This is a genomic window from Rothia sp. SD9660Na (genome assembly GCF_030064065.1).
Taxonomy (GTDB): domain Bacteria; phylum Actinomycetota; class Actinomycetes; order Actinomycetales; family Micrococcaceae; genus Rothia.
The window spans coordinates 1,929,987-1,942,320 of record NZ_CP125946.1; the positions used below are offsets into that span (position 1 = coordinate 1,929,987).

The following is a 12,334-nucleotide window of genomic DNA, read 5'->3' on the forward strand; positions in this document are numbered from 1 at the left end:
TTTCTCTTTCCTCAAGAACCTAGTGGGGGCGGCGCAGATGATCCTGAGCTACAACAGCCTCATCGCGCACGGTGGCGTGAACGGGCTCCTCGGTTTTCCCCTGGGCCGCAGCTTCAGCGGCTGCCCGCTCCTCAGCCTCACGGGCAATAGCGTATTCGCTGCGGTAGCGCAGACGGCGAGCGCGCCGGGTCAGATCAAGCCCCAGCAGCACGATAGCCACGGCCAGGCAGAAGGTGACGATAAAGCCCACGATGCCGGGTGAGCCGCGGAAGGACCCGTCGGGGTTGACCGTTGTAATGACGGTGGGGGTCGCTTCGGATGCAAGGATCGTAAGTGATGGAGGGATCAGGGCTGACACGGTCACGGCTTCCTCTGGTCTTGGGTGCAGGGCTTTATCTGGGCGCTGGCCTAGCTGGGCATGTAGTCCCCATTGTACGCGGCGGGGCTGGGCCTTTCCTGTCTTTAGGAGTGGTAGTCGATGCCGGTGGAGAAGCAGGTTTCGGGCAGTTCACTCTCAACGCGGCTTTGGGCCAGTACATAGTCTTCGAAGGGCCAGATTTTACGCTGGACCTCGGGGGAAACAGCGAAGAAAAGGGAGTCGGGAGCTACCTGGGAGCGGTGGGCGAGCAAGGCCGCGTCGCGCTTTTCGAAGTAGTCTGCTGAAGAGATGCGGGTGGTGGTCTGATGGCGGGAGACCGGCGGACGGTACCCCTCAATGTCTTCTTCCATCGACATAGCAACCCACTGGGCGAAGGGGGATTCGAGGCCGGCACCTTCGAGGTAGCTGTGGAAGGCCACGACTCGGTCAAAGTTGAAGGCGCGGTCGTAGTAGATTTTTGAGACCTGCCAGGGCTCGCCGGTGCCGGGGTAGGCGTCCGCGTCCCCTGCCTTCTCAAAAGCTTCTACGGAGACCCGGTGGGTCATGATGTGGTCGGGGTGGGGGTAGCCGCCGATTTCGTCGTAGGTGAGGATGACGTGGGGCTTGAAGTCACGCACCAGGCGCACGAGCGGGGCGGATGCCTGTTCAAGCGGCAGGCTGGCAAAGGAACCGTAGGGCAGCGGGGGCAGGGGGGCGCCCTCGGGCAGGCCCGAATCGACGAAACCGATCCAGCGGTGCTCGATACCGAGAACCTCAGCTGCCTGCTTCATTTCGGAGCGGCGGACGCCCGCCAGGTCGCGGTGGGCAGCGGGGTTGTTGTTGACTGCCTCGTTGAGGATATCGCCGCGCTCGCCACCGGTCATTGATGCCACCATGACGCGGGCCCCGCGGGCCACGTAGGCTGCCATGGTCGAGGCGCCCTTTGATGACTCATCATCGGGGTGGGCGTGGACCGCCAGAATACGCAGGCCGGTGTAGTCGTCCTTTAGCGGTGCTAGCAGGGATGGGTCAAAGCCGGGTGCGGGTGATTCAGTGCTGGTCATGCAAAACTCCATTAGTGCGAAGGTGGCTCAAGTGATCTTTCGGGTATCGTAAATGAGGAAGGAACCCGCATTCAAAGACACTGGTCAATTCTACCTGGCCTGGTGGGGCTCCTCGTTTTCTCTATTACCCCGTATGAAAGGTGTGGGCTTGATGACCGCCCCTGACCTATCTGCCCGTTACGGCACCGTCCGCCAGCGACGGACCCTGCCTCAGTGGTTCTGGTATGCACTGGCCCTGGTAGCGGTACTTGTGGGGGGCGCCTTTGTGTTCTGGGTGCAGGCTGACTCCAGCGGCGAGCCCGCCGGCCGCGACGTTGGCTTTACCCTGACCAGTGCCGACGAAGTCTCAGTAACCTTTGAGGTCAGCAAACGGGCCGAAGATACCGCGGTCTGCGCGGTCAAGGCACTCAACACCGCAGGTGCCCCCGTCGGCTGGAAGGAAGTCGCGATTGGCCCCTACGCCGATGAAAACGGCAACGGCATTTCGGTGCAGACCGTGCAGTTCAGGGTACTGGGCGAAGCAACCACAGCTACCGTCGATAGCTGCTGGAAGGTTGACTAATTCCCTTTCTCTCTAGGGGTAAAGTTAGGGAGCTTACCCCGTCTATGGGTAGACTAGGCTCACGACTGACCTTTTACACGGGGCATTCCGCTCCGTCCGCACCCGCGGTCCCCAGCCGCACCGGCTGCGGGGCCTTGCTTACAAGGAGTAAACACATGGCAGAAAACGAAGGCGCATGGCTCACTCAGGATGCCTACGACAAGCTCAAGGCTGAGCTTGAGCACCTCTCAGGCCCCTACCGCCAGGAAATCATCGACCGAATCTCAGCAGCCCGCGACGAAGGCGACCTCAAGGAAAACGGCGGCTACCACGCAGCCCGCGAAGAGCAAGGCAAGAACGAAGGGCGCATCAAGCAGCTGCAGCACCTGCTCGAAACCGCCCAGGTCTCAGACAAGCCCGCAGCCGACGACGGCGTGGTTGAGCCTGGCATGGTCGTTGAAGCCAACATCGCCGGTAAGACCATGACCTTCCTGCTCGGCTCCCGCGAAGTAGCCGACACCCTGGTCGGCGGCACCGACCTGCAGGTCTTCTCTGAGAAGTCCCCCATGGGTGCCGCTATCAACGGCCACAAGGTAGGCGACGAGCTCTCCTACGAAGCCCCCAACGGCAAGCAGATCCCCGTCAAGATCGTCTCAGCTAAGCCCTTCCAGGGCTAAACCTGACCGCAGGCAGATAGACCGAAGCCCGGGCGTCCTTCCCCTTCTGTAGGGGGGGCGGACGCCCGGGCTTCGGTTTACCTTCAACGGCAGGATTCAGGCGCAGGGATATTTGCCGGCAGCCTGCTGGCTCTCGGGGCTGGCGTGAATCACTTGTGAGCGCAGCGAACCGGTGAGAGGGTCGCAGGCAAAGGCAAATATCCTGTGCTTTAGCAATCTGCTCTTTAGTAGACCACAATCGGCTTATAGCCCTCAGCTTCTAGGGCCGCGATGACCTCCTGGCAGTGCTCTACGCCCTTGGTTTCCATGTCGATGGTGATGGAGACATCGCCCATGGAGAGGGCGCCGCCCAGGCGGGTGTGGTCCACACCGGTGACGTTGGCGTCGTGCTCCGAGATGATGCGGGAGATGGTGGTGAGCTCGCCGGGGCGGTCGTTGAGCATGAGCTTGATGGTCATGTAGCGCCCCGCAGCAGACAGGCCTCGCTGAATCACCTTGAGCATGAGCATGGGGTCGATGTTGCCGCCCGAGAGCAAGCAGACCGTGGTGCCCAGGTCGCCGTACTTTTCTTTGAGGGAGCCGCTCATCAGCGCCGCTACAGAGACCGAGCCAGCCGGTTCAACGACCAGCTTGTTGCGTTCCATCAGGAAGATGAGGGCTCGGGCAATTTCGTCTTCAGAGACGGTGTGCACGTCGTCCACCAGGTTCTTGATGATGGTGAAGGGCAGCTGGCCGGGGCGGCCCACCGCGATACCGTCGGCGATGGTGGAGACCTTTTTCAGGGGCACCAGGGCGTCTGCCGCGAGAGAGGGCGGGTAGGCTGCCGCGTGCTCGGCCTGCACACCGATGATGCGAATCTTTTTACCCAGCTTTTCTTCCAGCGAGCGCACCGCGATGGAGAGCCCAGCCAGCAGGCCGCCGCCGCCGACGCCCACCAAGATAGTGTCGGCGTTCGGAACCTGTTCCAGGATTTCTAGGCCCAGGGTGCCCTGGCCGGCGATAATATCTTCGTTGTCGAAGGGGTGCACAAAGACAGCGCCGGTTTCTTCGGCGTAGCGCTTGGCTTCTGCTAGGGCGTCGTCCACGTTGACGCCGTGTAGCACGACCTCGGCCCCGTGGCTGCGGGTCGCTGCAATCTTGGGCAGGGCAGCGCCCTGGGGCATGTAGATACGGGCCGCGATACCCAGGCGGGAGGCAGCTAGGGCCACGCCCTGAGCATGGTTACCTGCCGATGCTGCCACCACGCCCACGGCCTTTTCAGCCTCGGTGAGCTTAGCCATGCGTACGTAGGCGCCGCGCACCTTGAAGGATCCAGAGCGCTGCAGGTTCTCACACTTGAGGAAGACCTCGGAGCCAATCTGCTCGCTTAGGGCGCGGGAGTGGGCTACGGGAGTGCGTTCAATGACGCCGTCGAGCAGGCGGGCTGCATCTTCAATCTGGCTTAGGCTCACGGGGAGCTCTACCGGGGCGGGTGCTTGCATCGTTACCTCGTCTTGTCTTATTTCTGGGCGCCGTTGTTGATGGCTTCGAGGGCGTCTTCATCGGCCTTTTCGGCCTCCTTGATGCGCTCTAAGCGTTCCTTGACTTTCTCAGCGATAGCCTTTTTCTCGCGTCGGCGTTGTTCGTGCGGGTAGAGGAATTCTTCTTCACGGATATCGGGGTCGTGTTCCCACTCGCGGCCGGATAGGTACCTGATGACAGTGTTGACCACTGCCAGGACGGGTACAGCGAAGAGGGCACCGACGATACCGTAGAGCATGGAGCCGGCAACCACCACAATGACAACGGCCAGGGGGTGTAGGGCTACGGCCTTACCCATGACCAGGGGTTGCAGGATGTTGGATTCAATCTGCTGCACCACCAGCACCATAGCCAGCATGATCAGTGCGTTGACCAGGCCGTTGGCGACCAGGGCCAGCAGGACGGCGATAACGCCGGTCAGCAGTGCACCCACCACCGGGATGAAGGAGCCCAGGAAGACGAGGACGCCCAGGGGTAGGGCCAGGGGGACGCCCAGGAAGAAGGCGGAGAGGCCGATACCGACGGCGTCAACCGCTGCCACAAAGACCTGAACGCGCACGTAGGAGACCAGGGACTTCCAGCCGCGGCGTCCAGCACCGTTTACAGCGCGGCGGGCGTTGCGGGGGAAGAGCTTGACGATAAAGAGCCAGATCTTCTCACCCTCCATGAGGAAGAAAATCAGGGTAAAGAGCACAATCACCATGCCGGTGCCGATATCGGCTGCGGTAGAACCTACACTGGCCACGCCGTTGAGAATACTGGACGTATTATCCTGCAAGGTGGTGACCAGCTGGCTGATGTACTGGTCAATCTTATCCGCCCCCAGGTCGATGGGCAGGTTGTTAAGCATGGCAACAATCTGGTTCCAGCCTTCGACAACCTGGTCAGACAGGGAGGAGAAACCGGCGGTTAGCTGCTGGCCTACCAGCGCTAGCAGACCAATGACGCCGGCGATAAGACCCAGTTCAGTGATTGCGGTAGCGATACCAGCGTGGATTCGGTTGCGACGGAGGAAGTAGACAACCGGTGACATGAGACCGGCCAGCAGGGCCGCAATCATGATTGAAATGACGATGAGGGAGATCTTAGCCAGCATCCAGTAGAGGGCAGCGGCCGCGATGCCCACAATCATCAGACGCCAAGACCAGGCTGCTGCAATCTGCAGGGCAAAGGGCACCTGACGGTCAGATTCACTCTGCCGGGCAGGGGGTTCAGGAATAGTGACACTCATACTTTCTATCTTCCCACGTTTCCTTACTATCTGCCCCGTACCCGCCCGCATCCCGGGCACAAGCGTGACCAAACTCGCCCGGGGCAGAAGCACAGCTGCTTCTGCCCCGGGCGAGGTTTCTATCTCTAGCGCTCTAGACAGAGTCTAGGTTTAGTCGTCGGCCATAGCGCGAACGTAGTAGAGAACACGCAGGATCTCAATGTAGAGCCAGACCAGTGACACGATCAGGCCGAAGGCAATGCGCCAGGATTCCCGCTCGGGGGCGCCCATCTTTACCGTTTCAGAAGCGTGGGTGAAGTCGAGCAGCAGAGAGTAGGTAGCCAGCAACACGGCAAAGAGACCGATAATCAGGCCCAGGGGGATGCCCATAACCTCAACACCGCGAGCATTGAAGCCGAAGAAAAGGGAGGCTACGAGGTTGATGAGGCAGAAGACGGCGTAGGAAATCGTCGCAATCATAAAGAAGCGGGTCATCTTAGGGGTTGCCCGCACCTTTCCGGAGCTGTAGAGCGCCAGAATGGTTGCAAATACGATGACAGTTGCCATGACTGCCTGAAGCACGATACCGGGGTAGGAAGCCTCAAACATGCGAGAGATACCGCCAACCAGCAGGCCTTCCATGACCGAGTAGGTCATGACCAGGGCAGGTGAGACCTTCTTCTTCAGGGCGTTGACGAAGCCCAGCACCAGGCCGCCGATGAAACCGACGAACATGAGGATGGGCATGTACCAGGAAATAACAGCACCCACAACAACCAGGCCCAGGTTCAGGCCGGTCTTCATGATGATGTCGTTGATAGTGATGCGGTTGGTATCAACCGGGCCAGCGGTACCGGCGTTGTACATGTCGTTGAGCTGGCCAGCCGATACCTGCTGGTTCTCGTAGCCATAGGGAGCCTGCTGGGTGTAGCTACCCTGCTGGTAGGTGCCGTAGGGGCTCTGGGCCTGCTGGCCATAGGGGTTGGCGGTAGTGGTGCCGCCAGCACCGAACTGCCCGAAGCGGGGGTCGCCAGCGGGCTTAGTCATGTTGTTAATCAGGGGGTTACCTGCCACGGCTGTTGTCTCCTAGTGGTAATAAGTAGTCGTGGTAAATGTCTTGTCTTCTACCCTACCGAATCTTGGCCGGTATTTCTGGCCGTTTTTCTCAGGGCGTGAGCGGCTGGGGCTAGGCGGTGAGTTCGGCTTCGAGGAAGTCGAGGACGGCCCCGTCGTTGTTGGAGCCGATGGTTAGGTCTGTGACCGGGGCGAGGGCCGGGTCGGAGTGCTCCATGGCGATAGCGCGCCCGGCGTAGCTAAACATCTCAAGGTCGTTGCCCGAATCGCCAAAGGCCGTGGTCTGTTCGGCGCCCAGCCCCAGGTGCTCAGCTAGCCAGGCCAGGCCGTGGCCCTTGTGGTTGCCCTCGATAATCAGGTCGATAGCACCGAACCCGCTGGAGGTCGCTGCGATTCCGTCCGGTAGAGCATCGTGCAGTTTTTCGATGGTCTCGTAGATTCCCTCATCGGGGTCGGCGTTCAGGGCGATCTTGACGATAGTTTCGGTGATGGTGGTGGGGTCGTCGATGGCTTCTACGTTGGGGTAGAAAGGACGAATCGCGGTGATTGGGTTTTCCGGGTCCCACCCGGGTAGATCAATACCCGCCTTAATCACTTGCTCGTGCACTCGCCCAGCGATGGTTGCTAGGCGGTCGTTGGGAACAAACGAGTGGTGGCGGCAGGACAAAATAATACCCAGGGTTGGGAAGTTCTCGAGAGCCACCAGAGCCTGGTTTACCAGTTCGGGGCTAAAACCCCACAGGGCTAAGTCGGTTCCCTGGTTATGAATAATGGCACCGTTCTCTGCGATGTAGTAGAGGTTCTCGTGGTGCTCGTGCCCGGCCAGATACTGCTCAATTTTGGGCATCTGATTACCCGTTGCTACCGCCAGGGAGGAGCCCTGTTCAGCTAGCAGGGTCAGAACGCGGTCCAGCTGCTCGTGCTTATATGTTTTGTGGTCAGTCAGCAGGGTACCATCGAGGTCAACAGCGTAGAGATGAGGTGTCTTCATAGCCTCTACTCTATCGAAAACCTTAGGAGCCACAGCTACTACCGCCCGATACTCAGAAGATCACCCGGTGTGCATTCCAGAACCTCGCATATGGCAAGGAGCGTACTAAACCGTATAGCTTTCGCACGATTGTTTTTGAGTTTAGAAAGATTAGCAACTGTCACCCCAACTCGGTCTGACAACTCAAGCAATGTCATAGAACGCTGATCAAGTAAAACACCCAAATTACAGTGGATGTATTTGCCGCTCTGTTCAACCGGTTCAGACAAGGTCATCAACCTCTTCCTGAAGCTCAATTGCCTGACGAATCGACCCCTGCAGGACGTACAGCATCGCAAGCAGCAGGAAGACAAGAACCATGACTGAAGTATTGGTGAGTAGACCACCGCTCCACTGGTCGTTCAGGCCAAGACGGTGCGCAAGGAAATTATTACCCATGCCTTCGATGCCGTTTCCAACCAGCCAGCCGAGTACTGCATAGGCAACGACAACCGCACGTTGTGATGTCTCTTCGGTGTACAGCTGACCATTCTTAATGCGATTCAGCATGGACCACATCCCCCATATAGCAACCAGTAGGCTCACCGACTTGAGCACAAAACCTATCATTAAGTATGCAAAGGGACCCCCAGCTGCAAGGTCAAAACTGACGCCACCTTCAACTGCCGGGCTTATCGTGCACAAGCCTTCAGTCCAAACACAATTAGCCAGGGGGCGTCCAATTCACCCAGGCAACAAAAAAAGAGAGAGTACGCCTGCGCTTTGCGCTTGACGTACTCTCTTTTGTGTAGCCCCACCGGGACTCGAACCCGGAACACAAGGATTTTAAGTCCTCTGCCTCTGCCAATTGGGCTATAGGGCCTTGAGCGGGCGCCCGCCGGTCCTTACCCAGCGAGCGCTATCGCTTATACATTTATACCAGAAAAGTTCCTAGAGCTTTGCCTTGGTCTTCTCGGGTGCGGTGCCGGTAGCCTGCTGGAAGGCACGGCGGGGTGAACGCTGGTGACGAATCGATGAGGTGTCGCGGCCGAAGATCTGGTTGAGTGCCCAGGTGGCCATGACGCGTGCGGTACGCTCGGTGGTGGGGATAGCGGTGCCGTGGTAGCCGCGGTGCATGAGCCAGGCCAGGGGGCCACCAATGGTCTTGCCCTTAAAGTTAGCTACACCCTTCCACAGGCCCAGACCGGCAACGACACCGATGGTCTCGTGGTAGTAGTCGGTCAGAGCTTCGCCGCGGCGCTTGGCCAGCAGGTTTTCTGCCAGCTTGAGGGCCTGACGGGAGGCATGCTGGGCGTTAGGTACGCAGAAGCCACCGACGCCGCCACCGGAGAGGTCGGGTACAGCTGCGTTGTCGCCTGCTGCCCAGGCGTCCTCGATGATGCCATCATCGCCGGCAACGCGCAGGTCAGCCTGCACACGGACGCGGCCGCGCTCGTCGATGGGGAAGTCGGTGTCCTTGAGCATGGGGGACGCTGCTACGCCGGCAGTCCAGATCAGGGTGTCGGTGTCGAGTTCACCTGCGGGTGACTTGTCGCCCATGTTGATGAGCTGCAGGTGACCATCGGTGGCGTCGGAGAGTGAGGTGTTGAGCAGGACCTCGATGCCGCGGGCGCGCAGTTCAGCGACGACCTTTTCGGCGCGGTCTGCGGGGACCTCGGGCATGATGCGGGGGGCTGCTTCGACCATAACGAAGCGCAGGTCTGAGATGCGCAGACGGTCGTTGCGGTTGATGGCTTCGCGGGCCATGTCTTCAAGTTCGGAGATGGTTTCAACACCCGCGAAACCGCCGCCGACGATGACGAAGGTGAGGGCGCGACGGCGCTCGTCCTCGTCGGTGGTCAGGGAAGCAATTTCGATGCGTTCGAGAACCCAGTTGCGAACAGAGACTGCTTCTTCAACGGTCTTCATACCGATGGCAACCTCGGCCAGGCCGGGGATGGGGAAGGCACGGGTGACGGCGCCTGCGCCCAGGACGATTTCGTCGTAGGTCAGTTCGAAGGTTGCACCGGCGTTGATGGGTTCGATGGTTGCGGTCTTGGTAGCATGGTTGATGGCTACGACGCGGCCGCCGATGATTTCTGAGTCGCGCAGGTGCTGGCGCAGGGGTACGGTGGCGTTACGGCCTTCCATGGAGCCTGCTGCAACTTCGGGGAGGAAGGGCTGGTAGGTCATGTAGGGGTTGGGGTCGACAACGGTGACGACGCCGCCGGACTCCTTGATAACCTTCTGGATCTTCTTTGCGACGGTGAAGCCGACGTAGCCGCCGCCGACGATAAGGACGCGGGGGCGGTCCTGTGCAATCTTGTTGAATGCCATGCGAGTTAACTTCCTGTTGGTGTAGTGCCGGTGTTCCGGCAAAAAGTCTCCATGCTTATATTGCCACTTTTGCGGGGGTTAAGCATAGTTTTGGACGGGGTATTTGCTGTGAGCGTTTCTCATTCTGCTGGTGACTAGTCTTTCAATCCGGGGTGAAGATTTGATGAAGGCTAGATGAGCCTCCGGTGAGGCTAGCGGCGACGGCTACGCTTCACGATATTGGTCAGCTGGTGAATGGAGCCGAAGGTGATGATGCCGACCCACAGGGTGAAGGCTGCCAGCACGATGAAGGGCAAGATGCCGGAGTCTTCAACGGGGCGGAGGGGTGCAGGGGCGGCTGCCTCGGTGATGGTTTCACCGGCCTGGTGGACGGGGGTTTCACTGACGCTGGGGGAAGCTGAAGCGGTGGTTTTGCGGTGGACGTTAATCCAGTCGCTCATGGAGCCCAGGGGGTTGGTATCGGTATCATCTGGAGTCGATTCGGCGAGGGCAGCCTTGGGGTTGATGATGCCGTAGCCGTAGAGGACGTCGCGTCCGTCCGCCCCTGCATCGTCGCTGGAAGCGATGATGCGCTGGATCACCTGGTTGCCGGTTAGATCGGGGTATTCCTCCATGATGAGGGCAGCAAGACCGGCGACGATGGGAGCAGCCGCTGAGGTGCCCGACCAGGTGGCGTACTTATTGTTGGGGATAGCGCCGATCATGGACTCACTGGGGGCAGAGACAGCGATAGAGATACCTTGGGAGGATGAGGACCAGGAGTCCTGCTTGTTCTTATCAACGCCGCCAACGGTGAGCACCCCGGGCATGGTGGCGGGGGCGCCCACCTGGGTGAGCCCGGCACCGCGGTTGCCGGCAGAGGCGATGATAATGACGCCCTTTTCTTCGGCGTAGGCAAATGCTGAGTCCCAGGATTCGGGCCAGCTGGTTTTATCGGAGCCCACAGACAGGTTGATGATATCGGCCCCGTTATCGACGGCGTAGCGCACGGCGTCCGGAATCTGCTCGTCGACCGAGCGAATAGTGGCGCTGGTGGTGCCGAGTTCTAGGGAAATGGGCAAAATGGTGGCATCGGGTGCTACCCCGATCATGCCTGCGGACTCCCCGGGTTCACCGGAATTAGCGGGAGTGGTGCCATCATCGTGGCCGTGGCCTGCAATCACTGAGGCGACCAGGGTGCCGTGTTCGGGTTCAACGCCCAGGCCCTTCCAGCCCTTGTTCTTGGTGGTTCCGGTCGAGGCGTCGTAGCCGCTGTCTACGTTACCAGCCAGGTCCTGGTGGGTGCCGTCCACACCAGTATCAATCACAGCCACTGTCACCCCCTTACCCGTGGTCTGTTTCCACAGGTCGGTAAATCCGTACTGAGTCAGCCAGTACTGGCGGGCACGGATAGAGTCGCCCTTGGGGGCTGCGATGGTGGGCACCGAGGCCAGGGCACTGGGGCTGGCGCTGGCTGACGCACTTGCTGTGGGGCTGGCGCTGGTGCTAGCCGAGGGGCTCGCCGTGGTGGCTCGGGCAGGGAGGGCACTGAGCGCCAGAGCGGTGGCTAGAGCCAGGCCGCTGGTGAGCAGGGCGGTGCCGGTGGGGAGTCGCCGAAAGGCCATGGGCGGCTCCTAGCGGCTGGCGCGTTCGGCTACCGAGAGGGCCAGGCCGTCGAGAATATCTTTTTCTGAGGCGATAGCGCTGGTGACCGCTCCCCCGGTCAGGGCGCTGATGCGCTCAACGATGCGGGCCCAGACGACGGAGCCTGCCGGAATGACGTCCACCCGACCCTCGTGCATGTAGGGCAGGGTGGCGCGGTCGGCGCTGGCCATCGCTACCATGTCGGCTGCGGTGCGGGAGATGTCCTTGATCGCGATCTCGGCCCGGTCAATTTTTTCGGGGTCGTAGGAGTCAAGACCCATCGCGTGGGCAGCCACGGTGGTGACGGTTCCGGCCACACCCACGACGCGGCGGGCAGCAGACAGATCGACAGAGGCGCTGGCGGTTGCAATGGCCCGGTCAGTATCTGCAATGACGCGGGCGACCTGGGTGACGTTAGCAGGGTCAGAGCTGATATGGCGTTCGGTCATGCGCACGCAGCCGATATCAACCGAGCGAGCTGCCACCAGGCCGTCCTTGTTTCCCAGCACGAACTCGGTGGAGCCGCCGCCCAGGTCAATCACCAGAGTCATCTCCTCGGTATTGCCCACTGACGAGACAGCCCCGGCAAAAGACAGCTCGGCCTCTTCCCGGCCGGTAATGACCTCGGGTTCTACCCCAAGAATCTCGCGGATTCCGTCGATAAAGATTTGGCGGTTGCCCGCGTCGCGGGTGGCGCTGGTGGCGGCAAAGCGCACCTGCTCTACCCCGTATTCGCGCAGCAGGTCGGCATATTCGCGGGCCGCGGCGAAGGTGCGTTCCAAGGATTCTTTGGCCAGCCAGCCAGTGGCGTCCACGCCCTTACCCAGGCGCACAATTTTCATACGACGCTCAAGATCGGTGAGCACAAAGCCCTCTTCGGTGGTTTCAGTCTCGGCGATGAGCAGGCGAATTGAGTTGGTTCCGCAGTCGATAGCGCCAACGCGCATGGTTACTCCCGG

13 protein-coding genes and 1 tRNA gene are annotated in these 12,334 nt (G+C 60.4%); 2 read left to right on the forward strand and 12 right to left on the reverse strand.

All coding sequences use genetic code 11. The annotated features are described in order from the left end of the window. Nucleotides 1-19 precede the first annotated feature (19 nt). On the reverse strand, nt 20-358 hold the full coding sequence (locus tag QM007_RS09070) for a hypothetical protein (protein WP_283489663.1): 339 nt from the start codon (nt 356-358) through the stop codon (nt 20-22). Nucleotides 359-462: 104 nt separating this feature from the next. After that, nucleotides 463-1,422, reverse strand: coding sequence for a mycothiol conjugate amidase Mca (mca, locus tag QM007_RS09075; RefSeq protein WP_283489664.1), 960 nt, complete (start codon nt 1,420-1,422; stop codon nt 463-465). Nucleotides 1,423-1,573: 151 nt separating this feature from the next. On the opposite strand from mca, the gene QM007_RS09080 reads away from it, so the two are divergent. Both QM007_RS09080 and greA read left to right on the forward strand, forming a co-directional pair. Next, nucleotides 1,574-1,984 carry a DUF4307 domain-containing protein gene (locus QM007_RS09080; RefSeq protein WP_283489665.1) on the forward strand — a complete coding sequence of 137 codons (411 nt, stop codon included), beginning with the start codon at nt 1,574-1,576 and terminating at the stop codon, nt 1,982-1,984. Nucleotides 1,985-2,139: 155 nt separating this feature from the next. Continuing rightward, on the forward strand, nt 2,140-2,640 hold the full coding sequence (gene greA / locus QM007_RS09085; RefSeq protein WP_283489666.1) for a transcription elongation factor GreA: 501 nt from the start codon (nt 2,140-2,142) through the stop codon (nt 2,638-2,640). Nucleotides 2,641-2,864: 224 nt separating this feature from the next. On the opposite strand, the gene ilvA is transcribed toward greA, so the two are convergent. From ilvA to QM007_RS09135, 10 genes are all read right to left on the reverse strand, one after another. Next, the gene (ilvA, locus tag QM007_RS09090) at nt 2,865-4,121 is read right to left on the reverse strand and encodes a threonine ammonia-lyase (protein WP_283489667.1); all 1,257 of its coding nucleotides are present in this window, start codon (nt 4,119-4,121) and stop codon (nt 2,865-2,867) included. 17 nt (nt 4,122-4,138) lie between these two features. Then, entirely contained in the window at nt 4,139-5,392 is a 1,254-nt protein-coding gene (locus QM007_RS09095; protein WP_283489668.1) for an AI-2E family transporter, read from the reverse strand. Between the two features lie 150 nt (nt 5,393-5,542). Further along, entirely contained in the window at nt 5,543-6,445 is a 903-nt protein-coding gene (locus tag QM007_RS09100; RefSeq protein WP_283489669.1) for a Bax inhibitor-1/YccA family protein, read from the reverse strand. Between the two features lie 112 nt (nt 6,446-6,557). Beyond that, on the reverse strand, nt 6,558-7,436 hold the full coding sequence (locus QM007_RS09105; protein WP_283489670.1) for an HAD hydrolase family protein: 879 nt from the start codon (nt 7,434-7,436) through the stop codon (nt 6,558-6,560). 38 nt (nt 7,437-7,474) lie between these two features. Then, nucleotides 7,475-7,711 (reverse strand): helix-turn-helix domain-containing protein, encoded by a 237-nt coding sequence (locus QM007_RS09110; RefSeq protein WP_283489671.1) that lies wholly within the window; start codon nt 7,709-7,711, stop codon nt 7,475-7,477. Then, nucleotides 7,698-8,045: a DUF2975 domain-containing protein gene (locus QM007_RS09115; protein WP_349361506.1), complete on the reverse strand. Its 348-nt coding sequence runs from the start codon at nt 8,043-8,045 to the stop codon at nt 7,698-7,700. Before QM007_RS09115 ends, QM007_RS09110 begins: the two co-directional genes overlap by 14 nt. A gap of 179 nt (nt 8,046-8,224) precedes the next feature. After that, a tRNA-Leu gene (locus QM007_RS09120) sits at nt 8,225-8,298 on the reverse strand. Nucleotides 8,299-8,366: 68 nt separating this feature from the next. Beyond that, nucleotides 8,367-9,752, reverse strand: a complete 1,386-nt coding sequence (locus QM007_RS09125) for an NAD(P)/FAD-dependent oxidoreductase (protein WP_283489672.1) — start codon at nt 9,750-9,752, stop codon at nt 8,367-8,369. Nucleotides 9,753-9,943: 191 nt separating this feature from the next. Then, nucleotides 9,944-11,356 (reverse strand): S8 family peptidase, encoded by a 1,413-nt coding sequence (locus QM007_RS09130; protein ID WP_283489673.1) that lies wholly within the window; start codon nt 11,354-11,356, stop codon nt 9,944-9,946. A 9-nt stretch (nt 11,357-11,365) separates the two neighbouring features. Next, on the reverse strand, nt 11,366-12,322 hold the full coding sequence (locus QM007_RS09135) for a Ppx/GppA phosphatase family protein (protein ID WP_283489674.1): 957 nt from the start codon (nt 12,320-12,322) through the stop codon (nt 11,366-11,368). Nucleotides 12,323-12,334: the final 12 nt, after the last annotated feature.

Coding starts and splice junctions, on each gene's coding strand:
- QM007_RS09095 (WP_283489668.1), bottom strand. CDS start 5,392: ATGAGTGTCACTATTCCTGAACCCCCTGCCCGGCAGAGTGAATCTGAC.
- QM007_RS09130 (WP_283489673.1), bottom strand. CDS start 11,356: ATGGCCTTTCGGCGACTCCCCACCGGCACCGCCCTGCTCACCAGCGGC.
- QM007_RS09125 (WP_283489672.1), bottom strand. CDS start 9,752: ATGGCATTCAACAAGATTGCACAGGACCGCCCCCGCGTCCTTATCGTC.
- greA (WP_283489666.1), top strand. CDS start 2,140: ATGGCAGAAAACGAAGGCGCATGGCTCACTCAGGATGCCTACGACAAG.
- QM007_RS09110 (WP_283489671.1), bottom strand. CDS start 7,711: ATGACCTTGTCTGAACCGGTTGAACAGAGCGGCAAATACATCCACTGT.
- mca (WP_283489664.1), bottom strand. CDS start 1,422: ATGACCAGCACTGAATCACCCGCACCCGGCTTTGACCCATCCCTGCTA.
- ilvA (WP_283489667.1), bottom strand. CDS start 4,121: ATGCAAGCACCCGCCCCGGTAGAGCTCCCCGTGAGCCTAAGCCAGATT.
- QM007_RS09080 (WP_283489665.1), top strand. CDS start 1,574: ATGACCGCCCCTGACCTATCTGCCCGTTACGGCACCGTCCGCCAGCGA.
- QM007_RS09115 (WP_349361506.1), bottom strand. CDS start 8,045: ATGATAGGTTTTGTGCTCAAGTCGGTGAGCCTACTGGTTGCTATATGG.
- QM007_RS09135 (WP_283489674.1), bottom strand. CDS start 12,322: ATGCGCGTTGGCGCTATCGACTGCGGAACCAACTCAATTCGCCTGCTC.
- QM007_RS09105 (WP_283489670.1), bottom strand. CDS start 7,436: ATGAAGACACCTCATCTCTACGCTGTTGACCTCGATGGTACCCTGCTG.